The following is a 24,780-nucleotide window of genomic DNA, read 5'->3' as shown; positions in this document are numbered from 1 at the left end:
TGTCGCTGAAGAGTCCCTGGGATCCTGCGGAGAGCCGTGTTTGACTAGGGGTCGTGGATGACTTACCTGAGAGTGTTGTGGTCGGCTCAGCAGTGTTTTCGCGTGTCGACTCGGACGATTCGTTGGCGTGCTGGACATCGAGCATCGATGTCCAGGGGGTCGGTGACTCCAGGCCGGTGAGTCTGGTTATCGAGCCGGCCACCGTGCCGGAGTCTGCGGTGTGTGAGCTCGCTGCGACCGTGATGGCCCGGTTCGGTGAGTTTGCCGAAGTCGCCGCCGATTACCTGCGTCAACAGCTGCGTGGGCCACAGTTCGGCCTCCGCCACTCCGAACTCGTGGAGTTGGACGCCACGGAGTCACTGTTCGGCGAACCTGAGGCGGTGATCTGGGCTGACGGAACCTGGCTGCTGCGGTTCGCTGAGTCAAAGCTCGAGATGGCCGATCCTTTCGGGATCGGTGTTCTGTTCGAAGGAACGACTCCGTATGCGGTCGAGGACTTGTCGGGCGCTGAACCGGCCTAGGGTTTGCCGGCCTGTCCACGCCATCGCCTCGACGATGGTGCGCCGGTCTACTGGCGGACGGCGCATGGCCTTCACACCCTCGGAACAACGGCCGCCCACATCTCATCCGAAATCACGTCACGCGACGCAAGGACGAGCGCGCACCCCACTGCGCCCGAAACTCTTCAGCAACAGACCTAGTGGATTTCCCTGATCGGGCAGTCGTCCTCGAGGATGACTGCCCGATCGTCTAAATCGCTCCGCAGGGCGATGTTCTCCGAAGCTGATTTCGTCAGACTTGGAGCATGACAATTTTCGAATGGATCCTTGCAATCCCCGCTCTTGCGCTTGCCGTCGCGTTCTTGTTCTCCGGAATCATCTCCGCGGGCATCGACTTCGACGCCGAGGACGGTGTCATGACGCACTGATGTTCGTTTCCCTCTAGCCGCTGATCTTACTTTGGAGTAAGTTACCGACTATGGCCACTTACATCGTCACTGGCGGTACCGGATTCCTCGGACGAGCTGCACTGCCACTCCTGCTCGAGCGTGATCAAACTGCTCAGATCCATGTGCTGGTCAGAGCCGGTTCTGTAGCCAAACTCGAAGAACAGGTGTCGGCAATTCCCGGCGGCGATCGCGTGCATCCACTCATTGGAGATCTGACCGAGCCGGGGCTGGGCATCGACTCTCCCCCGCCTGCCGACCACGTCCTTCACCTCGGCGCGATCTACGACATCACCGCCGGAGACGAGCAGGCTTCGACGAATGTCGAGGGCACACGCTCCGTGGCCGACCTTGCCGCACAGCTGGGAGCCACCCTTCATCACGTGTCATCAGTCGCAGTTGCGGGCGACTACCCGGGAACCTTCAGCGAAACCGATTTCGATTGCGGTCAAGGCTTTCCCACTCCGTACCACCGAACCAAGTTCGAGGCCGAGAAGCTCGTTCGAGAACGAGAAGGCCTCACCTGGCGTGTTTATCGACCGTCTGCCGTGGTCGGCAACTCCGTCACCGGGGAGATGGACAAGATCGACGGTCCGTACTACTTGTTTCCAGGACTGGCGCTACTCGCGAAACTACCTGCAGCACTCCCCGTCCCGATCCCCAACCTCGGTGCAACCAATGTGGTGCCCGTCGATTACGTAGCCGCCGCCCTCGTCGAATTGATGCACGCGCCCGGCCACGACGGCGAAGCATTCCATCTCGTGAATCCGAAACCTCAACCGGTACGCGAAATCTATGCCGGACTCGCCAAGGCCGCCGGAGCGCCCCGGCCCGCACTCAGCCTGCCGGGCGTGATCGCCAAACCCTTTGTCTCGCCATTGCCGATGGATTCGGCAGAATCGGCGCGGAAGGTCTTCCTCGATCGCATCGGCATGCCTGCAGCATTACTCGACAACATGACGATGGCGCCGACATTCACCTCCGCGAGAACCGTTGCCGCCCTGGCCGGATCAGGACTGGCGGTCCCCGAGTTCGGGTCGTACTCCACTGTGTTGTGGAAGTACTGGCGCGCAAACCTCGATCCCAATCGCGCACGACGTAACAGTCCCGAAGGACCACTCGTGGGTCGGATCGTTCTGATCACCGGAGGCTCTTCCGGAATCGGCAAGGCATCGGCCATTGCCGCCGCTCAGAAGGGCGCCACCGTTCTCCTGATCGCACGCCGCACCGACGAACTCGATGCCGCAGTACAGGAGATTCGATCAGCCGGGGGCAAGGCATTCGGTTATCCCTGCGACATCACGGACGACGAATCGGTCCAGCACACGATCAAAAGCATTCTGACAGAACACGATCACGTAGATATGTTGGTAAACAACGCCGGCCGATCCATCCGGCGCGGCATTTACCACTCCACTGATCGTTTCCACGACTACGAACGAACGATGGCCGTGAACTACTTCGGCGCTGTCCGATTGGTGCTCGCCTTGTTACCGACCATGCGTTCTCGCCGCTTCGGCCACATCGTGAACATCAGCAGCGCGGGAGTCCAGGCGGCAACGCCTAGATTCTCGGCCTACGTGGCGAGCAAGGCCGCCCTCGACGGTTTCTCGGACGTAGCCGCCTCTGAAACCCTGGCGGACGGAATCACTTTCACGACCATCCACATGCCGCTGGTCGAAACACCGATGATCGCTCCGACCGGCGAATACAACAACGGCCCGATCACCAGCCCGGAAAAGGCTGCGGCAATGGTGATCCGCGCGCTGATCGACCGCCCCAAACGCATCGACGTACCACTGGGAACCCTGGGTGATCTGGGAACCCTGTTCGCACCGCACACCAAGGACCGAATTCTCAACCAGATGTACCAGGCCTTCCCCGATTCTCCGGCGGCAAAGGGTCAGGTAGACAAGGAAACTCCGGCAGACGCTCCGGCAACACCGACGCGACAGCACCACTCGCGCTCGCGCATCCGCAAACTCGGCCGTCGTGCCGCCCGACTCGTGCCCGGTACGCACTGGTGACCGGTGGTGTGACTTCGTCTCGGAGCGTTTCGGCAAGAGGAACGGATCTGTAGGTTCAGTCGGCGAATCCTCACCGGGTCACGCTGACAAAATCAATCAACCGCCAGTTGCACAGGGTTCCGTATCGGTGCCTGACCCCGGGACCACCAAACCAGACTCGTAGGCGATGACGACAGCGTGCGTCCGATTCTGAGCACCGAGCTTTGCCAGCACGTTCCCGACATGCGTTTTCACTGTCTCCAGGCTCACAACCAGAACCTGAGCAATATCCGAGTTGCACAGCCCGGTGGCCATCAACCGCAATACCTCTTCCTCCTTTGCTGTCAGCGCTGCATTCGGGAACGCCTCAGCGGAGACCAACGGGCGGGGCGTAACCATCCGGCGTAGCGCGGCAGGGAACAGGATCACTTCGCCCGCCGCCACCACACGTACTGCCGCTGCGATCTGCGGGACTGGGAGCCGCTTCAGCACGAAGCCACTCGCGCCCGCACTGAGTGCGGCCGTGACGTAGCCATCGTTTTCGAAAGTGGTGATTACCAAGACTTTCGGCGGTTCGGTGCACTCGGCCTGGAGGTGCCGAGTTGCCTCTATTCCGTTGCGCAGCGGCATCCGCACGTCCATCAGCACCACATCCGGACGAAGTTGCCGCGAAAGCTCCACTGCTTCGATACCGTCGGAAGCCTCGCCGACGACCACAATCCCGGGCTGAGCTGCGAGCAGCATACGCAGGCCGCTGCGGGTAACGTCGTCGTCATCCGCAATCAGCAGGGTGACTGGCATGCTTGCAGGTTTGGCGGCGTCCTCACTCCAATTGGCTTCGGTCATCGTGCCACCCGGACCGGCAACTGAACACTCAATCGCCAGCCCTGGGCTCCGTCCGGTCCAGCCTTGAACTCACCGTTCAAGAGTCGCACGCGCTCGGCCAAACCTGCCAGGCCGCGCCCTGATCTTCGAACTACGTCTGCCTTTCCCCCGGTCACTGCCCCGATGCTGTTGACCACTCTGAGCTCGACGCTCTCCGAGCCGACTGCCACCGTGATTTCGATCGGCCCGCTGTCCCCGTGCCGCAGAGCATTGGTCGTCCCCTCTTGCAGGATCCGGTACGCCGCGCGAGAGAGTGTCCCCTGGATCTGTGAAAGGTCACCCGACAGGTTCACCTCCACAACCGCCCCCGCATGCCGCAACCGATCAATTAACGCAGGCAAGTCCGACAGCGTCCGAGAAGGTACAGCCCCAGGCCTCTCCTCGCGAAGTACACCCAGTACGTAGTCCAGGTCCTCGAGCGCTGCCCGTGTCGACTCCTCGATGCTACGCATGGCGGCCCTCGCTGCGGCAGGATCGGAGGCAAGCACCTCGCCGGCCACCGCCGCCTGGATCGTGGCGGCGGTGAGCGTGTGTCCGATCGAGTCGTGCAACTCGTGAGCGACCCGATTACGTTCGGCCAGTTGCAGTTCACGTTCTTCCGCCAGCGCGAGCCGTTCAGCCGTGGACGGCCCCAACAGTCGTGGCGCCAGCCATCTCAGCAGTGTTGCCACCAGGACACAAATTCCTACCGCAAGCAGGAGGCAGCCGGCCGCCACGACCCAGGTCCATCCACCCGTCACGTCAACCGACGTATCGAACAGACTGATTCGCGCCGTGCCGCCGAGCCAGTTCCCCGGGAGCGAAATCCCCATGATGAAAAGGACGCTGGTCGCGAGCGCCGCCAGCCAACCCACCATGACATGCAGGACAATCCAGAGCGGGGCCCGCCAGCGATCAATGTCCGAGAGGTTAGGAGTACGGTGTCCGAGCGCTGGACTCGGCAGCGACACCTGCAGCAGTCGGCGGGCAGAAACGATGAGCGCGCGTCGCACAGGATGCACCAGGCCGAGTGCTCCTACCAAAGTCACCCATATGAGCAGGACCGAAAGCACCCGGACGAACTCGGGTGCGGATTGCCACGCGAGAGCAGGCAACATCGCAACCACCAGAAGTGGCAGGCTTGCCAACACACCACAAAAGGCGAAAAGTACAGCTGAGTATGTAGAGCCCCGCATCAGCGGTCGTAGTCCGGTGATCATGATTCGACAAGTATGACTGGGCCGCTCGGCGATGGCCTCCCCCGATCGAGGGAGATGGTTTTCCCGCGTCGGAGCGATGCGCGACCAATCCTCCAGCAGACAGGATCGTGTCCAGACCGATCAATCTCTCCAAGGAGTTCTACTGATGCGCCGCCACAGTCGACAGGGCCAACCTCCCTCACCCCAAAGACAAAGCCGGAAACGGCACCGCGCCCTCTGTTCCGTCGCAATGACTCTCAGCGTGGTCACCCTCGGTGCGTGCTCGTCGTCCGCCGATACCGTCGCTGCGCGGCACGATGCGGTTCAACACTCACTCGACGCACTGGTGAGCGAGGACGGACTACCCGCCGCCCTCGCAAGCATCCAAGACCGAAACGGCAACTCCCACAACTACACCGCAGGAGTCGATGACCTGACCACCGGATCAGAGGTACCGCACAACGGCCAGATACGGATCGGCAGCAACACCAAAACCTTCACCGCAGTAGTGGTCCTGCAACTGGTCGCCGAAGGAAAGATCGAACTCGACACCCCCATCGAGACCTACCTACCCGGACTCGTCCGCGGAGACGGGATCGACGGCCACAACATCACCATCCGCCAACTCCTCCAACACACCAGCGGACTCCCCAACTACAGCAACTACCTGGAAGACGAAGTCCGATATTACGACCCACGCGAACTTCTCGACATCGCGCTCGAACATCCTGCCGACTTCGCCCCCGGAACGAGTTGGAAGTACAGCAACACCAACTACGTCCTCGCCGGCCTACTCGTACAGAAGATCACTGAAAAACCCCTCGCCGAGGAGATGAACCGGCGAATCTTCGCGCCGATCGATCTGCAGCACACATACTTTCCTGAACCATACGACGAGAAGATCTCGGAACTTCACCCCCGCGGCTACTACCGGGAGTCATCGGACGCGCCTCCCGTCGACATCACAGAGATAGACCCCTCGTGGGGATGGGCCGCAGGGCAATTGATCTCCACCACCTCGGACCTCAACCAGTTTCTCCACGCACTCCTCGACGGACGACTGCTCCCCGCAGCCCAACTCGACCAGATGCGCACAACCGTCCCCGCGGAGGAAACCTTCGGACCCGATGCCCGCTACGGACTTGGATTGGTCAGCCGTCCGCTACCGTGTGGCGGCCTGTCCTGGAGCCACGGCGGCAGTTTCCCTGGATACGAGACACGCGGGGGCGCTACCGACGACGGACGCGAAGCGAACATCGCGGTCAGCATGCAAGTAGTCGACGACGCCACCCGGAGAAAACTCGAACACGCGGTGGATATCGCCCTTTGTCGCTGAGGCCTCCTGTCAATCACCAAAGGGCGCTTACTCCGAAATAGCTCGTCAAACCGACAGTATCGGCCGCGAGACGCGGGACTCCGAGGTGCAGCCAGTTACACCCCGTACGCTCCGGCACGCACCACCGAGAGACTGCACTTCGCACCATGGAGGACGCGTATGCACGTCAATACTGTTCTCTGCATGTGGAACTCACCACGAGATTCGACGAACAGGAGACCACAACCAATGACCACCCTTCGACGTCGCCCCCTGCTCACCGTGCTTCCGGCAGTCACCGCTGCAGCCCTCATATTGGGCGTGAGCGGATGTGGTGACACCACTGACTCCACTGATTCCACTCGGCAAAGCGACGCTGCCGTGCAACAGGCGCTCGACGGCGCCATCGAGCAGGGGATCCCCGGCGCACAACTCGTGATCTCCGACCCGTCGCGGGGCACTCGCATCATTCGTGCAGGAATGGGAAACACCGCCACCGGCGAGCCCATCCCCGATGATGCGCGGGTCCGAATCGGCAGCAACACAAAGGCCTTCGTCTCGACCGTCGTCATGCAACTCGTCGACGACGGACTGCTCGACCTCGATATGAGCATCGAGCATTACCTGCCCGGAACGATCGTAGGCAACGGGAACGACGGCAACCGAGTCACCATTCGAGATCTCTTGCAGCACACCAGTGGACTGACGGACTACCTCGCCGCCGGCGGAGCACGGCCGGAAGACATCAAGCCCGGCCAGCTGCTGGTGGGGACAAGCGCACAACCATCGGAGCACTTCTCCCCCACTGAACTGGTCGATATCGCAATGTCTCTTCCACCCGGCCCGGCAGCCAAAGACAAGGCTGTCTATTCGAACACGAACTACATTCTGCTCGGGATGCTCATCGAGAAGGTCACAGGACGCCCTGCCGCGCAGGAGATCACCACCCGCATAATCGATCCGCTCGGACTGATGGACACCTATTTTCCCGCCTCCCGCGAGACACAGATCCGCGGTTCTCATGCACAGGGCTATCACCCGATTGACGGCATTCAGGTCGATGTCACCGATGGCGACGTGTCGTGGGCCGACACCGCAGGTGCGATGGTCGCAACGGGCGCCGACCTCAACACTTTCTTCACGGCTTTGCTACGCGGCGATCTCGTCTCGAATGACAGGCTCGCCGAGATGAAACACACCGTGCCGTTCGACAGGAGCCCGCAGGACAGCTACGGACTCGGACTAGTACGCGTGAACAGCTCCTGCGGGAAGGAGATCTGGGGTCACGGCGGCGGAATTCCCGGCTTCGGCACCTCGGGCGGAGTCGATACCACAGGACGCGCTGTGACTCTCACGCTCAATCACATCCCGATGAGCGAGGACGCCTTCGTAGCAGCACAGCGAGTTGTCGACGCAGCGATGTGCGAGAAGTGAAGGAAACATGTTCGTGCACGACTTCGCACGCAACATCGAACAACAATTCTTCCCGAGCGAACGATGTCCCGAACCCTACCAATCCTCAGGAGTTCTACTGATGCGTAACAATATTCGAAAGGGCTTCCCTTCCTCAGATCGCCGGCAGGACCGCAAACGGCACCGGACCTTTTCGGTCGTTGCCGCGGCGGCCCTCGGTGCCATGACGCTGGCGTCCTGCTCGCCGTCATCCGCCCTCAGTCCCGATACCGTCGGTTCTTCCTCCACCGAGTCCGACGCGGTTCAACGCTCCCTCGACGCGCTGGTGAGCGAGGACGGACTACCCGCCGCCCTCGCAAGCATCCAAGACCGAAACGGCAACTCCCACAACTACACCGCAGGAGTCGGTGACCTGACCACCGGATCAGAGGTACCCCCCAACGGCCAGATACGAATCGGCAGCAACACCAAAACCTTCACCGCAGTAGTGGTCCTGCAACTGGTCGCCGAAGGAAAGATCGAACTCGACACCCCCATCGAGACCTACCTACCCGGACTCGTCCGCGGAGACGGGATCGACGGCCACAACATCACCATCCGCCAACTCCTCCAACACACCAGCGGACTCCCCGATTACGGAATACACGTCAATGACGAAGAGATCAGATACCGCTACGCCGACCCCCACGATTTGCTCGACGTCGCGTTCCAACACCCCGCCGACGCACCGCCCGGAACGAGTTGGGGGTACAGCAACACCAACTACATTCTGGCCGGCCTACTCGTACAGAAGGTTACCGGCCGCCCCCTCGCCGAGGAGATGAATCGACGTATCTTCGCGCCGATCGGCCTGCGCGACACCTACTTCCCACCCCCGGGAGACATGACCATCCGGGGTCCCCATCCCAAGGGATACCACCGCACCGCACCAGACAGCCCACTGAGTGACGTCACAGAGATGGACCCGTCGTGGGGATGGGCCGCAGGGCAGCTGATCTCCACCACCTCGGACCTCAACCAGTTCCTCTACGCGCTACTCGACGGACGACTGCTCCCCGCAGCCGAACTCGACCAGATGCGTACCACCGTCCACGTCGGCGGGCCCACCGGACTCGAGTACGGCCTCGGCCTCACCAGCAGGACTCTCTCGTGCGGCGGGGTCTACTGGGGCCATGGCGGCGACATAGTCGGTTACGAGACCCGCGGCGGCATCACCGACAACGGGCGCGCCGTAAACCTTGCGGTGACTGCTCTTCCCACGACTGCGTCCGCCACGCAACACGTCGTAGACACCGTGGACAGAGCTTTGTGCAGTTAAAGCTCTGGTGACAGCGTCACCCGGAATCTCACCCGAGTGACGCTGTACCGCCCGACGAAACATTCGGTCGGTTATTGGCCGAACGGACCAATGCGGCCTACGTGTCCGCTGCCACACTTCATCAGTCCATGCGGCACAACGCAATTCAGGAGGCATGATGAAGTCGGAACGCGCCACAGTTGAGGAACCCTCGCATAGCGGCGGCAAGTCGATACAAAACATATTGGACAACAAGTCAATTCGTCGAACAACGACTATGACTGTTGGGCTGCTCAGTACGATCTGGATGATCGACATGATAGATCGCGTGATGATCGGGCTTGCACTGCCGATGATCGGAGACGAATTCTCCCTCAGTAATACGCAATTGGGCGGAGTCGTGTCGATCTTCGCCATCTTTTACATGCTCGGGCAGGTCCCCGGCGGCATGCTGGCCGACCGATTCGGACCCCGGCCACTGTTGATCGTTGCGTTGATCCTGTGGTCGGTGTTCACCGCACTGACAGGATTCGCCTGGGGACTCGTCTCGCTGATGGTCATGCGTGCGATGTTCGGTCTCAGCCAGGGTCTCTTCCCAGCAGCGTCGTTCAAAGCTCTGGCTGAGCGAACCCGTCCGAAAACTCGCGCCACGGCCATGGGCTTCATGATCGGTGCAAACAACCTGGGCCCCGGCATCGCACCATTGATCATCGCCCCAGTTCTCATGGCCGTCGGTTGGCGGGACGCATTTTGGCTGGTGGCCATAGTCGGCGCCGTGATCGGCACAGTCGTCTGGTTGGTGCTCCCGGCGCCGTTGGACACAGAGATCACGGAAGATCCGGAGGCCGCACTGCAACCGCTCGCCAGTGAACACTCACGCGCCGCGGTATTCAAGTCCGTTTCGGTCTGGAAGTTCGCACTTCTGTTCTGCCTGGCCAACATGGCCGGATATGGGCTGTTGACCTGGGTGCCGAGCTACCTCCTCAACGAAAAGGGGCTCTCGCTGATCGATACGGGAATCTTCGCGGCGATCCCGTTCATCGTCACGGCATTGGCCATCGTCGTCGGTGGACGTCTGGTGGACAAGTACTTTCACGACAGCGCGCGCATTCTGCTCGTTCCGTGCATGGCCACCTCCGCCATTCTGCTGTTCTTGATGACTACCACCGATACCGTCGCGATGTTCACGTTCTATCAAACCCTCGCGATGGGCGTCAGCGGACTGTGCTCGATGTCGATCTTCGCCCTCCCGTTGCGGGCATTGCCTGCCGAATTCCTCGGTTCCGGAATGGGTTTGATCAACGGTTGTGGACAGCTCGCCGGTTTCATCACCCCCCTCGTGATGGGATGGATGGTGGACCAGTTCTCGTACATGGCCGCGTTCGGAGTCCTGGTCGGCGCGACGGCTGCGGCGGCTTTGGTGGCCATGATCGTTCCGCAAACCCCGGCGAAATTCTGAGGGCTCTCACGTGGTCCGGCGAAGTGGCCGCTGAAGGGTCGTTCCCGGCAGTGGCCGCTTCGCCGATCCGGAGCTGACCCCGGTGCCAGCTCGTCACCTCACTGCATCGAACCCGTTGCGCGAGCGCCGAAGTGCGCGCCCTGCAAGCATCCCCGTCGGCACCCCGTCCGACAGTGCCGGTTGCCCATTGACCACAACGTGCCGCATTCCGGTCGCATACACTCTTGGGTTGTCGTATGTCGCGAGATCCTCTACCTGCGAGGGGTCAAAGATCGCCAGATCGGCGTATCCCCCTGGCGCAATGTAGCCCCGCTTCGCCAAACCGAAGTTTTCAGCAGGAAGGCTGGTCATTCGGCGAACGCATTCCTCGACTGATTGCCCGCCAATGCCGCGGGTGTAGCGGCTCAGAATACGGGCGAAAGTTCCGAATGAACGGGGGTGGACGGGTTGCCCCGCGAAAAGGGTCTCCGTGCTTTGAGCATCGGCATCGGAACCAACCGAAACCCAGGGACGCTCGAAGGCAGTTCGCGTGTTGTCCTCCGACGCAATGAAATAGGCAGCCTCGGCTGTGGGGAGAGCGTCGAGAACAGCCAGTATGGTGTCTACCGGGTCGTGATGCCCCATCCTCCGAGCAATAGATCCCAGAGCTTCCCCCGCTCGGATCCCGAGTGCCGGTACCTCGGACAAGATCGTCACCCCATCGGCGCCTCCGGACGCAGCGTAGAGATTCTCCCAGTCCTCGTCCTCACGATGGATCCTCTCGCGGATCTGCTCTCGGACACCGGTCGAGTTCAGGTGCGTGCGCCCGGCCGTCGTGTCACGACACCGAAACTCCGGTGGCAACGCGGCACTGAGCAGCGTGTTCCCCGCCTCGTACGGATATACGTCCGCGGTGATTCACACACCGTCCTCGCGAGCCGACTCAACCAATTGCAAGGCCTCGGACATTTTGTGCCAGTGCGACTTACCAGCAACCTTGAGGTGGTAGATCTCCCCGCGCGCTCCTGTCGTTCGAGCGATATCGACCAGTTCCTCGATGCTTTCGAGAAACCTCTGCCCTTCGCTTCGGAGATGGCAGATATGGACGGCATCGTGTCTGGCGAGCACCTGCGAAAATGCTCGCAACTCGCCGGAATCCGCATAGCTTCCGGGTGGATAGATCAGAGCCGAACCCACTCCGAGAGCTCCATTTTCAAGCTCCTCGTCGAGCAGGGCACACGCTTCGGCCAGCTCTTGTTCACTCAACAGGCGATTGTCCACACCCGCAACCACCATGCGCAGATTCGCCGCGCCGACGAAGCTCGCCACGTTGAAACCGACGCCGTTCGTCTCCAAGGATTCGAGAAAATCATGCAACCTCGGCCAATGTGATTGCACCCCAGTTGGAATCGCGCCCAATCCGAGCATCGCCGGAGTCATCGAACCCGTGACCGGTCCGAGAGACACGCCTTCACCGAAGACCTGGGTTGTGACCCCCTGATACAAGTCCGACAATCCTCGTGGGTCTTGCTGCAGCGTGAGGTAACTATGGCTGAGCACATTCACAAAACCGGGAGCCACCATGCAACCGCGAGCATCGATGTCGATCGCCCCCGGCACAGCACCGATCGTTCCGACTTCCACGATCGTGTCACCGGAGATCGCAACATCCGCTTTCCTGGGCGGGCTCCCTCTACCATCGAGCACAGTCCCGTCCCGAACGACGATTGTCGGCAGCATCACGTCTCCTCCACGGTGGCCTTGCTGTCGCGAGATGCGACCCTGTTCACTTTGCTGAATCGTGGAAGCGAAATCTTGTTCCAGACACACATACGCGATGCAAAATTGGTGCCGCCCTACCAAACTGGCCCATGGTTCCGATCATGCCATCGGTCAGCCGACGACCCTGCGGATCTCATTCTCGGAGGCATTGGCGCCCGTGCAGACAACAGCAACGCGCTTGCCAGCGAAGGTGTTCGGATGCGAATAGACCGCAGCAAGTGCGGCCGCACCAGCACCTTCGCTCAAAGTGTGAGCGTCGTAGAGCAACGCCCGCTGCGCGAGGGTGATGTCGTCATCCGTGACGAGCAGGAAGCCTCCTAGCCGTTCACGCAAAACACGTTGTGTCAGTGCGAACCCGGCACCGGTCGCAAGCCCCTCGACACGGGTGGTGTTCGGGCGCTCGACGCACGTGCCGGAACTCCACGAGTCATGTGCGGCTCGTGCGGCCTCAGACTGCACTGCGAACACCTCGAGGTGCGGTGCAAGCGCACTGGCGACGAGACACGCCGCCGCCGCACCGCTGCCGCCACCGACTGGGACCACCACCGCGTCCAGATCAGGTTGTTGTTCGAGGAGTTCGACGTAGGCCGTTGCAACACCGGCGAGGATTGCCGGCTCATTGGCGGCGCTCACGAGACGCAGGCCGTCACGTTCGCTGATGAAATCGGCGTGAGCACGTGCTTCGTCGAAGTTCACACCGTGCTCGATGAGCTCGGCTCCGAGCATGCGGACAGCGTGAGCCTTGACTGGATTCGCCCCAACCGGCATGACGATCACACACCGCACGCCCGCACCCGCTGCGGCATACGCCAAGGACTGAGCATGGTTTCCGGTCGAGTAGCCGACAATCCCCCGCGCCCGCGTCGCCTCATCCAGTCCTGCCACCAGGTTCAGTCCGCCGCGAACCTTGAACGCACCCGTGGGGTGCACGTTCTCGTGTTTGACGAACAATTGGCTGCACGAGCCCGCACCCAAGGTCGGGTGCGATATCAGGGCCGTGACCGGTAGATGCCGTCGGACGACCTGACTGGCACGCTCGATGTCTGCCCATACGGGTGGATGTAGCTGGTTTGATGCCGTGAGATCAGATGCCGGTGCCATGTGATTCACCCTGCCAAACACCGATTCATAGATCCAATACGTGTTTTCGTCCAAAGCATCGAAATCTTCTATGATTTTGGCATGCTCGATCTAATTCGGCTGAGGGTCCTGGTAGCTGTTGCACAGGAAGGATCGGTGACAGCCGCCGCCGATTCTCTCGGTTACGCGCAGCCCTCCATCAGTCACCACCTTCGACAGCTCGAATCAGAAGTCGGGGTTCCACTGTTCCAGCGAGCGGGTCGTGGACTCCGCCTGACGGACGCCGGCGCAGTGCTGGTTCGGCGAGCCACCGAGATCCTCGGCCACGTCGACGCAGCGGTAGCCGAAGTCCAGACGTACGCAGGACTGAGGGCCGGGCGGGTACGACTGGCCGCATTCCCGTCAGCCCTGGCGAGTTTGATTCCGCAGGCGATGGCAGCGTTCACGTCCCAGTACCCCGATGTGTCCATCAGCCTCGTTGATGCAGAACCACCCAAAGCACTTGCACTGCTTCGTAACAACGATGTCGACGTAGCTGTTGTCTTCGCGCACGAGGACACCCCTGAAGTCGGGCTCAAGCAGGTCGCGCAGACGACTTTGCTGGAAGATCCGTTGTACCTGATCACATCTACGCGGAATGCAGATGCCGCCAACGAGATCACGGACTACGCCGGTGAGACCTGGATTGCCGGTTGCCCGAGCTGCCGAGCCCACCTCCTCACCGCTTGCAATCGAGCTGGATTCATTCCGCGGATCGAGTTCGAGACCGACGACTACGTCGCCGTCCAAGCCCTGGTCGCCTCCGGAAGCGGGGTAAGCACCCTTCCGGCCCTCGCCCTCCAGGCACATCAGAACCCGAGTATCCGCGCACACCGCATTCCCGGCGAGCGACGCACTGTCTCCGTCGCAACCTACGGCAAACCTCCACTTGCTCCCGCGATCGACGCGTTCGTCAGAACTCTGACAGCGATATCCGAATCCATGCGTGAGCGCGTCGAATTGGATGGGCACCAAGATAACCGGTGACCTCAGGTCCGGCCGACCACCGCGACTATCAGTGCGGCAAGTTCGCTTCGAGCATCGTCGGGCGAGAGCGCTCCCGCAACCGCCGCATGCGAGAGTGCCTCTGCAGCACCGAATATTGCGGTCATCGAAGGTTGCGCAAGTCCTCCGCCCGCACCAAAGGGAGTCAGCACCTCCCGACATCGTTCGGAATAGGCGTGTTCCGATTCACGCTTGACCCGCTCCAGCTCGGGCGAACCCTCCAGCGCTGCAAGCACACCCGTCAGTTCACGCCCCTGCGCCAGCGAACATCCGACGTAGGAGTCGGCGATGGCATTCGCGCGTCCGTTCAGAGACTCATCCGCGGCATCGAGATACTCCTCGAGCATCACCGTCTGACGATCGTCGAATTCCTTGAAGAGCGCTGCCAACAACGCGGCGCGAGAGGCGAAATGGCTGTATACAACTGGCTTTGCAACGCCGGCACGTTCAGCCAACCGACCAAGGGTCAGCGCGTCCGCACCCTCCTCTCGCACCAATGCCCACGACACCTCCACGAGTTGTTCGTACCTGCCGGCTCGCGACAGTCTCGTACGTGCCATCGGACACCTCCTTGCGCTATATACCAATAGTAACCTACTCTTAGTACATAAGCGCACCATCTACCGAAGGACGCTCATGACCACACTCGTCGTAGTCTCCCACCCCGATCCCCAGTCACTTACCCAGCATGTCGCCCGTTCTACCGCCGACGCGATCCGCGACCTGGGCGGCGACGTCGACTTCGCGGACCTACATGCCGAGAATTTCGATCCCCGATTTGCCGAAGCCGATGTGAACCTGTTCCGCGGCAAAGGGACTCCCCCGGCCGACGTTGTAGCCGAGCAGGACCGAATCGATCGTGCAGACGATCTGATTCTCGTGTTTCCGATGTACTGGTGGTCGATGCCCGCACTACTCAAAGGTTGGATCGATCGAGTCTTCGTCAGCGGATGGGCGTACGAATTCACCCCGGGAAGCGAATTCGTCAAGAAACTGGACCGACTCACCGTCCACCTGATTCCAGTCGCAGGTGACGACGCCGAGAGTTTCGACCGACACGGCGTGTACGAGGCCTTCCAGACACAGATCGAACGCGGAATCATCGAATATTGCGGTGCCACACTGGGATCGACAACCTTCGTTCACGAGTCGGACACGAAGAGCCGAGACGTCCTCGCCGCAGAAATCCACGACCTCAGCGAAAGCATCGCGTCCCGTGTCGCCTACCCTGCGACCGCGACTTCCCGTTGACGGTCAAAAACGGTCAACTGGCGCTTGACCGGCCCGTGGCCGCCCAGTAGCGAAGCGTGTCTCCCGAATGGCCGAGGTTGCGCGACAACTGATCAGCTGGGCGCACGCTATCGAGAAGTCCCCCGCACGCTTCGATTGCCCTACGCGAACCCGCGTTGGTCTCGTCGCACGTAATCAGGACGCCACTGAGCCCCACCGGGTCGCCGGCATACGTGAGCACTTCCCGCAGAGCAGCCGACGCTATCCCTTTCCGCCGTTCCGACGGCCGAATCCCGTAGCCGATATGACCACCAAGATCAGCCAAGAACTCATTCAAGCTGTGTCGCAACTGGATAGCACCGAGATACCTGCCGTCTCGAACGATCCACCAGTTGGTTGCCGGGACAATGTCGGGCCCCGGCAACGCCTCGGGCTGCGCCAACAACTCCTGAACCCACTGCCCGAATCCATCGCGTGACGCAAGGTCGAGATCCAGACGTTGCGCAACTCCCAACGCCGAACCGGGCTGATCCGCCTGCGGTCCACCCCACTCGTCACGCGACTCCAACCAGGACACCCACAAGGCCTCGTCAGGCGCAACCAAATCGACAGTCATAGCAGCGATGCTACGTCGCACCCGCAATGGTCGAGACTTCGCCTCAATCCATCGCAAAAGCACATAGTGTCGATGTATGAGTGGACGATTCACAGCTGGGGTCTTTATCGTCGTCGTCAGTGTCGTCGCCGTTGCGTTGGTTTGGACCGGCGTTCGAGACTATGAATCTTTCACTCCACCGGTCGCGACGGCGGTCGATCGGGCAGACTGCCTCGCCCCTGATATCACCGCCGCGCTCGTAGCCCCCGAGGCACGCGACAGCAGCATCGCACTTCGCCCCGAGGGAAGTGGTTACCCGCCTCCTGATTTCAGCCCCGTTGCCGTTGTTCGATGCGAACGCGGAGAAACGTCCGACGGTGGGTTGACCATCGACTCCGTACGCCTCGAGGGGGACATCCACGCGGTGGACGATGCATTCCGCGAACAGTCTCGTCGATTTCCTGCCAACGTCCGGGCCGACTGCGCGTACCGTCTCGTCCCGCCAGCCGGTTTGTGGCTGGTAGACGAAGCAGGAGCAGCCATACGCCCTACCTGGCCGACCGCGCCCTGTGGACTGCAAGAGAAACCACACGCAGCCCTGAGCCAACTACATGAGATCAGCCGCGCGCAGCATCCGGTCGACGGCATCTCCTCCGATGACGCCGGAACCTGCGCGGAGTCGATCGGACAACCGTTCGCGACGACCACTGAAGCTGACATGAGTCGCATGGCAGAACACGAAGACATTCACGCGCGCCCACTGACGGAAACAGCTTTGGCTACACCGATTTCCGACGTCGGCAGACTACGGGTGTGCCGCTATTCCACCGAACCGCCGCTGCCCGAGTCCCGAATCCGCTTGTCACGCCAGCAGAGTACTGATCTGATGGAGGTTGCATCCACCGCGCCACCTGCAGGCCCATGCGATCTCGTCGCCCATCACATCGCTTCGATCGACGTACTTCGTCCCGACGGATCGGGCGGCACGCGGATGGCAGTCGAACTCGACGGATGCCAACGCGTAAACCTCCTCGGACAACGTCAATTACCGCCCGCAGTCATTGCGCTCCTGTTGCAGTAGCGATGACCCACACCCGAGTTCATCGAGACTGATCGTAGAAAACCGACGATGAAATCACAGGTCTCGAATCGACGTGACCACAACTGGCCTGACCGGCTTGGGCGCCGCGCCGCAACTCGGTGGACGTGGCGCGAGTTCGGAGAGTGCCGTCTCCACCGCCCATCGCCGGCCGTCCACATGTGCGACGACGCATGTCCCGTCACTCGCCTGCTCGATGACAGCCAAGTCGTCGATTCCGCAGGTTATTTGCTGTCGCACAGCAATTTCCGAAGCCTGCCCCGCAGGAGACCAACAACTCCGTCCACGCAGGCCTGGCAAATGGACCTGATCTCGGGAAGCCACCTCCACGGCCGTGACACTCTCACTTGCCGACAGACGGCCGTACGTATTGCCGCTCGGCAACAGGATCATCGACGGCGCGAATCGGTGCCCGCCGGTATGCGAACACTCCCACACCTGGGGTCCGAAGGACGACATCAGCGCTGCGGCGATCGGCCTGCCGAATACAGCGCAGCACTGGTCGCGCTTGCCGTGTGCGCAAACCAATACGACTGGCTCGGTCACTTGCTCGCCCAGTCCTGGTGGCGGCCCATCCAACAAGAAGAAATCGACGTCGAGTAATTCCATCGGCGAATCGATGTGCAACCTTTCACACCATGAGTCGCTCGGATCGGAGCGCGCAAGCAGGACGGTGTGTCCATCAGTCATCGGATCGGTACGCCCGGGTCGCCGAACGAACATGATTCGCACGTTCGCTGCATCGGCTCGGCGGCTCAGCTCGGCGGCAAGGTCCTCCCCCAAGGCCGTACCGTCCAACACGTCACGACCCCACGCGGCATTGAATTCGAGGCATACCCAGCCCTGCACGACGGCAGCGCTGCCTGCCAGCGGTTCATCGACAGCAGACAGCGCGGAACAGGTTTCGGCTTCGATCACGAGGCCCATTGTGTCAGCCTCGCTGGGTGTCGATTCGCAAGTCCCTGTGGCCCAGTGACGCGGCAGCTCAGTAGAACTTCTTGCCCTCCGCAAGCTGGTTCACGAACTTCTCGATCCGCCTGGCTCGCGTCTCCGGACGCTTTGCCTCCTGCAGTCGGTACGCGATGGTGAATCGGTTGGTGGAATTGAGCGTCGCGTAGAACTCACGAGCCTTCGGGTTTTCCGCGAGCGCATCGAGAAAGTCTTTGGGGACCTCGGCCTTGGCTGATCCCTCGTACGCGCGATCCCATCGACCGTCGGCCTTGGCCTTCTCGATCTCGGCGATGCCGGAAGGCTCGAGAAGTCCCGCAGCGTCGAGGCGGGCGACTATCTCGACGTTGCGTTTGGACCACGGACTCCGCGCGGTGCGTCGCGAAAACTTCTGTACGAAGAAATCGTCGTCGATTCGCCTTGCGAGGCTGTCGATCCAGCCGAAGCACAGGGCAACGTCCAACGCTTGGTCGTAGTCGATCGAACTGTGCGACGAGGTCTTCTTGGCCATTTTCAGCCAAAGGCCGGGGACCACCTCGTGGTTCTCGGACAGCCATCGACGGAACTCTGCTCCGTCAGCGAAGTATTCGGTGCCGAGTTCGACTGCCATCAGTGCTCCTCATTTTCGCGATACCCATACCCTGACAAAACCCTGCGACAAATATCCGAGAGTTCCGAGTGCGAGCACCCATTTGGCAATACTGACGGTCGAAGCGGCGCGAACCCTCGAGTCGGTGATCCTGTCGCGATGATCGAGGAAATGGAGTCCGACCACGTTCTCGACGTAGTCGCCGGCCGCCGACAGTACGGGCACTACGGCAAGGGCGCGCCGAGTTGCCGGGGAAAGGGGAACCCGCTCCCCGAGCCTCGTGCCCGCTGACCGCAAAGCCATCGCGTAGATCGCGGGATGTACGAAGTCGGGGTAGTAGTGACTACGAAAACGTGCCGTGGCCTCGTCGTCCATGGAGTCCAAGATCTCGACGTACCGGCGAGCGGAGAACGCCGTCTGCACTTCCAATACTTTGGGAGCCACCGGCCCGAGTAGGCGAGCAATATTCGCTTGTGAGACAACAAAAGCGGTGGTCCACAGTGCCATCGCCTTCGCAGATCCAGTTGGTGCCATGCCACGATCGTGCCATCTTCGCACAACAGAACGGAACGGCCCGACGGAAGAGCTCGCCGAAAATGTGAATGAGGTTGTAAAAAGCGGGCATCCCGTATCGATCATCGGTCCGATAGCGGGGAGCGCGCATGTCGCCCAAGTCCAACCCGACTGTTCTGTTCATCCACGGACTCTGGATGCACCCGACCACCTGGGACCCCTGGGCGCAGGTTTTCAACGCGCAGGGATACCCCACGATGGCGCCGGGGTGGCCAGGGGACGCGTCGACCGTGGGTGAGACGCGTGAACACCCGGAAGACATCGCGGGACACGGCATCGAGGACGTGACGGATCACTACGCCAAGGTGATAGCCGATCTCGACGAGCCACCGATCGTGGTGGGGCATTCGTTCGGAGGTTTGATCGCGCAGAAACTGCTGGGCCAGAAGTTGGCGACCGCGGCAATTGCCATCGACCCGGCTCAGCCCAAAGGGGTGTTGAAACTTCCCCTCGTTCAACTGGGCAGTGTTTTCCCGGTCCTGTCCAACCCCGGGAACTACCGGAAGGCGTACTCACACAACAGAGAGTCGTTCCACAAGTCCTTCGCCAGTGCCGTGTCCAAGGACGAGTCCGACGCATTGTTCGAGCAGTATGCGATTCCCGCCCCTGGTCGGCCGTTGTTCGAGGCAGCACTCGCCAACTTCGCGCCCCACAGCCCCGCTGCAGTAGATTTCAACGCCCGCCGCGGGCCACTCCTGATGATCGGCGGCGGCAAGGATCGCACAGTCCCGAAGGCCAGTTCGGACAGCTCGTTCAAGAAGTACGCCAAGGCCCCGACGATCAACGAATACAAGGTCTTCGGCGATCGAGGTCACTCGCTGACCATCGACCACGGCTGGCGTGAGATCGCGGACTACAGCCTTGCCTGGCTCGACAAGCAGGGCATGAGCCCGCCGCAAGGCAAGCACGAAAGTCAGTCTCAGCCGAAAGCTTGAAAACGACGGCGGTACACCTGCGGCGAGATTCCGAGATGCGTCGAAAATGCTCGTCGTAGGGATTCCGAACTGCCGAATCCCGCCAATTGCGCGGCTTCGGTCACCGAGTGGCCGGCATCGAGGAGCGCTTTCGCGGAGTCGAAACGGATCAACTCGACGTATTTGGCCGGCGTCGTACCGAGTTCTTCCCGAAAGAGCCTCGTCAGATGCCGTGGGCTCAGGTGCGCCAGGGCAGCCAGTTCGTCGACCGAGTACTCCCCCGCCGGATCGGCGGCCACCGCCTCGACCACTGCGCGAAGCGCGGGCACCCGGGGCCGCGGCCCGCTCAACGACGGCGAGAACTGTGACTGCCCACCTGGACGTTGGAGAAATACCACCAGAAGCTGTGCGACACGTCGGGCCATTTCTGCACCATGATCTCGCTCGAGCAATGCGAGCGCGAGGTCGATCCCGGCGGTCACACCCGCAGACGAGAACACCGTGCCGTCCTGGATGAAAATGGCGTCGGGAACTACCGTGATCTGCGGATAGGCGCGCGCCAGCGTTGCCGTGTGTTGCCAATGCGTCGTTGCGCGGCGTCCATCGAGCAGTCCACTCGCCGCCAGGATGAATGTCCCGGTACAGATCGAGGCAACCCGACCCGAACGTCTCGCCAGATCGCTCGCTGCCTCACGCAATTCCGGACTCACCGGCATCGACGGGAACACGTCGCCACCCATGACCAGCAACGTGTCGAAGGAACCGGAATCTGCGACGTCACAGTCGACCGGAATGCGCATGCCGGTCGACGAGTCGACATCGTGTCCACCTACCGAGCAGATCACCAACTCGTAGTTCGCTCCGCCGCGATTGGCCTCTGCGAACACCTCACTCGGACCTGCGACGTCGAGCAGTTTGACGCCGTCGAACACCAGGACGGCAACTCGATGCACTGCGGTCACGATCGCTCCCCTTCGTCCTGATCTGTGGACAGTATGGCCGAGATCAGGGTGCGCCCGCGTGCGTGCTCGACCGACACTGGGACAGACCGAGAAATTCGCAGCAGCGACGAGCAGAGCAGGTACCGATGAACACGATCATTGCCGGTGTGAAAATCCCCGATTCGAAGATGGCTGCCGACGCCACCGAACTCGTCCGAGATACGGCGTCCGAGTTACTGTTTCACCACTCGCGACGCGTCTTCCTCTTCGGATCGCTGCAAGGCGCGCGTTTGGGACTGCACGCCGACCCCGAATTGCTCTACGTCGGCGCCATGTTTCACGACCTGGGGCTCACCGAGAAATTCCGGGACAGTACGGCGCGATTCGAATTGGACAGCGCGGACGAAGCGCGGCGATTCCTCACCGGCTACGAAGTCGACCAAACCGACATCCGCAAAGTGTGGGAAGGCATCGCTCTACATACGACGCCCGAGGTCCCCTCGCGGCTGGAGCCCGAAATCGCCTTGGTGACAGCGGGTGTGGAGACCGATGTACTCGGAATCGGATACAGCGAACTCGACCAGGCCGACATCGACGCCGTCACCGCGGCCCACCCCCGTCCGGATTTCAAGAATCAGATCTTGAAGGCCTTCACCGACGGCTTCAAGCACCGTCCCGAAAGCACGTTCGGGACGGTGAACGCTGACGTACTCGAACATTTTGTGCCGGGATTTCGGCACATCGATTTTGTCGAGGTCATCCAGAACTCGGCTTGGCCCCAATAGAATTCGCAGTCATTTGGCCGCCTCACTCATCGCAGCGGCATCTTCTGCCCCGAACTTTTCCTCGAGGGTCTCCGGCGAATAGTCGAGGTCGATCTCGGCGACATCCCGCCCACGTGCAGACTCGATCGCCGAAAGTCGGCGCTGCGCACGGTCTGCGGCATACTCGAGGAACTCCTGATTGTCCAAACCGAACGGCTGCACCTCGAATTGATCGTTGACCCAGTTGATCATTCCGAGGGCCATGGGCATGAGTTCACCCATCCGCTGCTGGACGACGTCCCAGTTGTGATCGTCGGCGGCGACGTGTCTTCGGCAGGTGAATGTTCCCCAAGCCATGTGCCGTCGTTCGTCGTCACCGATCTTTCGCACCAATTGCTGCATGCCAGGGAGGATTCCGCGCGTCGCACAAACTTTCTGCCAGGCGTAGTAACCCGTCAGCGCCAGACTGCCCTCGATGACGTGGTTGTACGTGACGCTGGCACGCACCTGGTTGACCGGGCTGGGGTCTGTCTCGAGAATGCGTAGCGACGACGGCAGCTCCTCGTAGAACAGTTGCCGGTAGTACGGATTGTCAGCGACGTAGGAATGCAGGTCACTGGTCAATCCCACTTCGTCCATCCACAGCCGAAACACCTGGGTGTGCTTGGCTTCCTCGAAACAGAACTGCGTCAAGTACATCTCGTCGCCGAATCGTCCCTCGGTCGACATTGCTTTCATGAACGGTTGAATGTCTTCGGTGACGGCTTCTTCACCGGCGATGAACTGTGCACACAGGAAGGTGGCGCTGCGCTGTTGTTCGCTGGTCAGCTCCTGCCAGTCACGGGCATCCTGCGAAAAATCGAGGTCGGTTGGGTTCCAGAATTTGGCATTTCCCTTGGTGAACAATCGGAGTGGGAACGAATCCCAGTTCAACCCTCCCGACCGAAGAGAACTGAAACCTTCTCGCCCCGGCGAGGTGACAGTCATGACATTCCTTCTTCCCGAACCGAAGACAGATGCCCCACCAGCATGCCCGCAGAACTGAAACGTGAATCAGTTTTGACGAAATTCGATCTATTCCTTCAGGGAAACCCCCTTGGTCTCCATCACTGCGAAGAGCTTGGCGTTCATCTGAGCTGCCAGATCCGGCCGATACGAGCCGATGTTGAGCGGATTGGCGAGATTGTTCAGTTCCAAGGGGTCGGCTTGTAAGTCGTACAGTTCGTATTGCGGCGCAGCAACTCCCGCAGGATCGAAGTACATCGTGTACTTCCAGCGGCTCTCGCGTATGCACCGAATGTGGTTGGGCTGCGTGACGATGTTCTGACCGTCGGGCGTCGCACAGTTCTGATCGTCGTAGGTGAACAGAATCGTGTCCTGAACCTGCGTGCTGGGACTTTGCGGATAAGCGGCAGCGTCGACGATGACCGGTGTCAGATCGGTACCCAGGAAGTTCCACGATTGACGCGCAGGCGCTTGGGCGAGCGTGGCGAGAGTGGGCATCACGTCGATCAACGACGCCAGGGCGTCGGTGCGAACGGGTTCGGGAAACAGCAAGGGGTTGCTGATGACCAGTGGAACGCGCAGTGTTTCCTCGTAGGCGTTGAACACTTTCTGCCGCAAACCTCCGTGGCTCATCCCCATCTCCCCGTGATCGGACATCCGAACGATCACCGTGTCGTCGAGCATCTGTGGAGTGGCTTCGATCGCGTCGAGCACGCTGCCGATGTGTTCGTCGACCACCTTGTGCATATAGGCGTAGAAGTTGATGTAGTTACGCGCCTGATCGGGTCCGAGCAGCGGCCCGAGCCCGGCTGCCAACAGCAGTTCCGACTGAACCTGGGCTGTCGGTTTGTGATTGAGCGCCAGGATCTCGTCGAAGGTGGGCGGCAAGTCGATACCCTGCTCGAAGGCGCCTGGCGCGTCCGATCCGTAGTTGTCGCACGTGCCGTTCATCGCGTTCCACGTCTGGGGGTACGCGAGGACATCGTGCGGGTTCACGAACGAGACGATCAGCGCCCAAGGCTGTCCGGATGCGACTGCGGGTCCGGAGAGAAACTCGACAGCTTCCTCGGCGACACGGCGATCATGGTCTGCGCACCCGCCACCGAAATGATCCGGATTGGTGTCCTGGCCCGCGTCCGGCGGAATCCACCCCTCGAAGCCGAATCCTGCCACGTCCTCGCTTGTCGGATCACCACCCTCGACGCCTTTGCTCAGATGCCATTTCCCCCGGTACTGGACGTTGTAGCCGGCCGACGCCAGCAGCTTTGCCATGTTCTGTTCGGAGACCTGCAACTGTGGCTCGGTGGGTGAGACAGTGCCACCTTCGGTGAGCGTTCTGGTGACCCCGTGCTGCGCGGGGTAGAGGCCGGTGAAGAACGTACTGCGACTGGGCGAGCACATCGCGGTGTTGCACACTGCCTGGTCGAAACTCAGCCCGTGATCGGCAATCCTCTTGCGGTTGGGCAGATTCTGTTCAGCCCAGCCTTGGGGCCAGTACATCGGCCGGCGTTCCTGATCGGTGATGATGACAACGATGTTGGGTTTCTGCGGAAACCGATCGGCGGGTGCTGCTTGTACCGGCACCGCGCTCACCGCGCCGGCCGCGACGTCTGCCACTCCCGCGAGGACAAGGGCACCGACGCCACCGAGGAACGTCCGGCGCGGCAATGAATGACAATGCGGGGCTGGAACGTTCTCTGGGTTCACGGGCGTCGTCCTCTCGGAGGCGTTGTCGCCC

25 protein-coding genes are annotated in these 24,780 nt (G+C 61.3%); 12 read left to right on the top strand and 13 right to left on the bottom strand.

Annotated features, from left to right (window positions below; all coding sequences use genetic code 11):
* Positions 1-53: 53 nt before the first annotated feature.
* The 3 genes from RHP72_RS10035 (at position 54) to RHP72_RS10025 (ending at position 2,973) form a co-directional block, all read left to right on the top strand.
* Complete coding sequence (locus RHP72_RS10035) at positions 54-521, top strand: hypothetical protein (protein WP_277376827.1); 468 nt, start codon at positions 54-56, stop codon at positions 519-521.
* 284 nt (positions 522-805) lie between these two features.
* Positions 806-928 (top strand): hypothetical protein, encoded by a 123-nt coding sequence (locus tag RHP72_RS10030; protein ID WP_003940840.1) that lies wholly within the window; start codon positions 806-808, stop codon positions 926-928.
* Between the two features lie 50 nt (positions 929-978).
* Positions 979-2,973 carry an SDR family oxidoreductase gene (locus tag RHP72_RS10025; protein WP_311094627.1) on the top strand — a complete coding sequence of 665 codons (1,995 nt, stop codon included), beginning with the start codon at positions 979-981 and terminating at the stop codon, positions 2,971-2,973.
* Positions 2,974-3,069: 96 nt separating this feature from the next.
* Here the strand turns inward: RHP72_RS10025 and RHP72_RS10020 are convergent, their stop codons facing one another.
* The gene (locus tag RHP72_RS10020) at positions 3,070-3,798 is read right to left on the bottom strand and encodes a response regulator transcription factor (protein ID WP_007727444.1); all 729 of its coding nucleotides are present in this window, start codon (positions 3,796-3,798) and stop codon (positions 3,070-3,072) included.
* Complete coding sequence (locus RHP72_RS10015; protein WP_244993285.1) at positions 3,795-4,967, bottom strand: sensor histidine kinase; 1,173 nt, start codon at positions 4,965-4,967, stop codon at positions 3,795-3,797. Before RHP72_RS10015 ends, RHP72_RS10020 begins: the two co-directional genes overlap by 4 nt.
* A 298-nt stretch (positions 4,968-5,265) precedes the next feature.
* Here RHP72_RS10015 and RHP72_RS10010 point away from each other — a divergent pair, with 298 nt between their 5' ends.
* From RHP72_RS10010 to RHP72_RS09995, 4 genes are all read left to right on the top strand, one after another.
* Entirely contained in the window at positions 5,266-6,351 is a 1,086-nt protein-coding gene (locus RHP72_RS10010) for a serine hydrolase domain-containing protein (RefSeq protein WP_311094625.1), read from the top strand.
* Positions 6,352-6,579: 228 nt separating this feature from the next.
* Positions 6,580-7,764, top strand: a complete 1,185-nt coding sequence (locus RHP72_RS10005; protein ID WP_311094623.1) for a serine hydrolase domain-containing protein — start codon at positions 6,580-6,582, stop codon at positions 7,762-7,764.
* Between the two features lie 100 nt (positions 7,765-7,864).
* Positions 7,865-9,061, top strand: coding sequence for a serine hydrolase (locus RHP72_RS10000; protein ID WP_250887573.1), 1,197 nt, complete (start codon positions 7,865-7,867; stop codon positions 9,059-9,061).
* Between the two features lie 295 nt (positions 9,062-9,356).
* The gene (locus RHP72_RS09995; protein ID WP_230691667.1) at positions 9,357-10,499 is read left to right on the top strand and encodes an MFS transporter; all 1,143 of its coding nucleotides are present in this window, start codon (positions 9,357-9,359) and stop codon (positions 10,497-10,499) included.
* A 93-nt stretch (positions 10,500-10,592) separates the two neighbouring features.
* Here the strand turns inward: RHP72_RS09995 and RHP72_RS09990 are convergent, their stop codons facing one another.
* The 3 genes from RHP72_RS09990 to RHP72_RS09980 form a co-directional block, all read right to left on the bottom strand.
* Positions 10,593-11,195, bottom strand: coding sequence for an amidohydrolase family protein (locus tag RHP72_RS09990; RefSeq protein WP_311094621.1), 603 nt, complete (start codon positions 11,193-11,195; stop codon positions 10,593-10,595).
* Positions 11,196-11,396: 201 nt separating this feature from the next.
* Positions 11,397-12,218: a hypothetical protein gene (locus RHP72_RS09985; protein ID WP_311094620.1), complete on the bottom strand. Its 822-nt coding sequence runs from the start codon at positions 12,216-12,218 to the stop codon at positions 11,397-11,399.
* Positions 12,219-12,371: 153 nt separating this feature from the next.
* Positions 12,372-13,361 (bottom strand): threonine/serine dehydratase, encoded by a 990-nt coding sequence (locus RHP72_RS09980; protein WP_075835211.1) that lies wholly within the window; start codon positions 13,359-13,361, stop codon positions 12,372-12,374.
* An 81-nt stretch (positions 13,362-13,442) separates the two neighbouring features.
* On the opposite strand from RHP72_RS09980, the gene RHP72_RS09975 reads away from it, so the two are divergent.
* Positions 13,443-14,366, top strand: coding sequence for a LysR family transcriptional regulator (locus RHP72_RS09975; protein WP_054782056.1), 924 nt, complete (start codon positions 13,443-13,445; stop codon positions 14,364-14,366).
* Between the two features lie 2 nt (positions 14,367-14,368).
* Here RHP72_RS09975 and RHP72_RS09970 read toward each other — a convergent pair whose 3' ends face one another.
* A complete protein-coding gene (locus RHP72_RS09970; RefSeq protein WP_042449699.1) occupies positions 14,369-14,944 on the bottom strand; it encodes a TetR/AcrR family transcriptional regulator in 576 nt (191 codons plus the stop codon).
* Positions 14,945-15,020: 76 nt separating this feature from the next.
* Between RHP72_RS09970 and RHP72_RS09965 the strand changes: the two genes are divergently transcribed.
* Positions 15,021-15,635: an NAD(P)H-dependent oxidoreductase gene (locus tag RHP72_RS09965; RefSeq protein ID WP_311094618.1), complete on the top strand. Its 615-nt coding sequence runs from the start codon at positions 15,021-15,023 to the stop codon at positions 15,633-15,635.
* A gap of 13 nt (positions 15,636-15,648) precedes the next feature.
* Here RHP72_RS09965 and RHP72_RS09960 read toward each other — a convergent pair whose 3' ends face one another.
* Positions 15,649-16,230: a GNAT family N-acetyltransferase gene (locus RHP72_RS09960; RefSeq protein WP_073512445.1), complete on the bottom strand. Its 582-nt coding sequence runs from the start codon at positions 16,228-16,230 to the stop codon at positions 15,649-15,651.
* A 76-nt stretch (positions 16,231-16,306) separates the two neighbouring features.
* On the opposite strand from RHP72_RS09960, the gene RHP72_RS09955 reads away from it, so the two are divergent.
* Positions 16,307-17,290: a hypothetical protein gene (locus RHP72_RS09955; protein ID WP_311094617.1), complete on the top strand. Its 984-nt coding sequence runs from the start codon at positions 16,307-16,309 to the stop codon at positions 17,288-17,290.
* A 54-nt stretch (positions 17,291-17,344) separates the two neighbouring features.
* Here the strand turns inward: RHP72_RS09955 and RHP72_RS09950 are convergent, their stop codons facing one another.
* Genes RHP72_RS09950 through RHP72_RS09940 form a run of 3 tightly spaced genes read right to left on the bottom strand, consistent with a single transcriptional unit; the run spans position 17,345 to position 19,379 of the window.
* Entirely contained in the window at positions 17,345-18,235 is an 891-nt protein-coding gene (locus RHP72_RS09950) for a sucrase ferredoxin (RefSeq protein ID WP_311094616.1), read from the bottom strand.
* A 58-nt stretch (positions 18,236-18,293) separates the two neighbouring features.
* Complete coding sequence (locus RHP72_RS09945; RefSeq protein ID WP_007727476.1) at positions 18,294-18,866, bottom strand: YdeI family protein; 573 nt, start codon at positions 18,864-18,866, stop codon at positions 18,294-18,296.
* 9 nt (positions 18,867-18,875) lie between these two features.
* A complete protein-coding gene (locus RHP72_RS09940; protein ID WP_042449832.1) occupies positions 18,876-19,379 on the bottom strand; it encodes a hypothetical protein in 504 nt (167 codons plus the stop codon).
* 128 nt (positions 19,380-19,507) lie between these two features.
* On the opposite strand from RHP72_RS09940, the gene RHP72_RS09935 reads away from it, so the two are divergent.
* Entirely contained in the window at positions 19,508-20,353 is an 846-nt protein-coding gene (locus RHP72_RS09935) for an alpha/beta hydrolase (RefSeq protein ID WP_042923446.1), read from the top strand.
* On the opposite strand, the gene RHP72_RS09930 is transcribed toward RHP72_RS09935, so the two are convergent.
* Positions 20,338-21,294, bottom strand: a complete 957-nt coding sequence (locus RHP72_RS09930) for a GlxA family transcriptional regulator (protein WP_007727480.1) — start codon at positions 21,292-21,294, stop codon at positions 20,338-20,340. The genes RHP72_RS09935 and RHP72_RS09930 overlap by 16 nt on opposite strands.
* A gap of 125 nt (positions 21,295-21,419) precedes the next feature.
* On the opposite strand from RHP72_RS09930, the gene RHP72_RS09925 reads away from it, so the two are divergent.
* The gene (locus RHP72_RS09925; protein ID WP_210378273.1) at positions 21,420-22,058 is read left to right on the top strand and encodes an HD domain-containing protein; all 639 of its coding nucleotides are present in this window, start codon (positions 21,420-21,422) and stop codon (positions 22,056-22,058) included.
* A gap of 9 nt (positions 22,059-22,067) precedes the next feature.
* Here RHP72_RS09925 and RHP72_RS09920 read toward each other — a convergent pair whose 3' ends face one another.
* The gene (locus RHP72_RS09920) at positions 22,068-23,024 is read right to left on the bottom strand and encodes a R2-like ligand-binding oxidase (protein ID WP_003940790.1); all 957 of its coding nucleotides are present in this window, start codon (positions 23,022-23,024) and stop codon (positions 22,068-22,070) included.
* Positions 23,025-23,111: 87 nt separating this feature from the next.
* The gene (locus tag RHP72_RS09915) at positions 23,112-24,749 is read right to left on the bottom strand and encodes a sulfatase-like hydrolase/transferase (protein ID WP_058226414.1); all 1,638 of its coding nucleotides are present in this window, start codon (positions 24,747-24,749) and stop codon (positions 23,112-23,114) included.
* Between the last annotated feature and the right edge of the window lie 31 nt (positions 24,750-24,780).

Origin of the sequence: Rhodococcus sp. SG20037 (assembly GCF_031763325.1) — a bacterium.
GTDB classification, from domain to species: Bacteria; Actinomycetota; Actinomycetes; order Mycobacteriales; family Mycobacteriaceae; genus Rhodococcus_F; species Rhodococcus_F qingshengii.
Note: the sequence above shows the minus strand (reverse complement) of the source record. Positions and strands in the feature narration are given on the sequence as shown.

Coding starts and splice junctions, on each gene's coding strand:
- RHP72_RS10030 (WP_003940840.1), top strand. CDS start 806: ATGACAATTTTCGAATGGATCCTTGCAATCCCCGCTCTTGCGCTTGCC.
- RHP72_RS10020 (WP_007727444.1), bottom strand. CDS start 3,798: ATGACCGAAGCCAATTGGAGTGAGGACGCCGCCAAACCTGCAAGCATG.
- RHP72_RS09965 (WP_311094618.1), top strand. CDS start 15,021: ATGACCACACTCGTCGTAGTCTCCCACCCCGATCCCCAGTCACTTACC.
- RHP72_RS09925 (WP_210378273.1), top strand. CDS start 21,420: ATGAACACGATCATTGCCGGTGTGAAAATCCCCGATTCGAAGATGGCT.
- RHP72_RS09950 (WP_311094616.1), bottom strand. CDS start 18,235: ATGGGCCTCGTGATCGAAGCCGAAACCTGTTCCGCGCTGTCTGCTGTC.
- RHP72_RS09955 (WP_311094617.1), top strand. CDS start 16,307: ATGAGTGGACGATTCACAGCTGGGGTCTTTATCGTCGTCGTCAGTGTC.
- RHP72_RS09960 (WP_073512445.1), bottom strand. CDS start 16,230: ATGACTGTCGATTTGGTTGCGCCTGACGAGGCCTTGTGGGTGTCCTGG.
- RHP72_RS09935 (WP_042923446.1), top strand. CDS start 19,508: ATGTCGCCCAAGTCCAACCCGACTGTTCTGTTCATCCACGGACTCTGG.
- RHP72_RS09985 (WP_311094620.1), bottom strand. CDS start 12,218: ATGCTGCCGACAATCGTCGTTCGGGACGGGACTGTGCTCGATGGTAGA.
- RHP72_RS10025 (WP_311094627.1), top strand. CDS start 979: ATGGCCACTTACATCGTCACTGGCGGTACCGGATTCCTCGGACGAGCT.
- RHP72_RS09980 (WP_075835211.1), bottom strand. CDS start 13,361: ATGGCACCGGCATCTGATCTCACGGCATCAAACCAGCTACATCCACCC.
- RHP72_RS10000 (WP_250887573.1), top strand. CDS start 7,865: ATGCGTAACAATATTCGAAAGGGCTTCCCTTCCTCAGATCGCCGGCAG.
- RHP72_RS10005 (WP_311094623.1), top strand. CDS start 6,580: ATGACCACCCTTCGACGTCGCCCCCTGCTCACCGTGCTTCCGGCAGTC.
- RHP72_RS09970 (WP_042449699.1), bottom strand. CDS start 14,944: ATGGCACGTACGAGACTGTCGCGAGCCGGCAGGTACGAACAACTCGTG.
- RHP72_RS09945 (WP_007727476.1), bottom strand. CDS start 18,866: ATGGCAGTCGAACTCGGCACCGAATACTTCGCTGACGGAGCAGAGTTC.
- RHP72_RS09995 (WP_230691667.1), top strand. CDS start 9,357: ATGATAGATCGCGTGATGATCGGGCTTGCACTGCCGATGATCGGAGAC.
- RHP72_RS09940 (WP_042449832.1), bottom strand. CDS start 19,379: ATGGCACCAACTGGATCTGCGAAGGCGATGGCACTGTGGACCACCGCT.
- RHP72_RS09975 (WP_054782056.1), top strand. CDS start 13,443: ATGCTCGATCTAATTCGGCTGAGGGTCCTGGTAGCTGTTGCACAGGAA.
- RHP72_RS10010 (WP_311094625.1), top strand. CDS start 5,266: ATGACTCTCAGCGTGGTCACCCTCGGTGCGTGCTCGTCGTCCGCCGAT.
- RHP72_RS09920 (WP_003940790.1), bottom strand. CDS start 23,024: ATGACTGTCACCTCGCCGGGGCGAGAAGGTTTCAGTTCTCTTCGGTCG.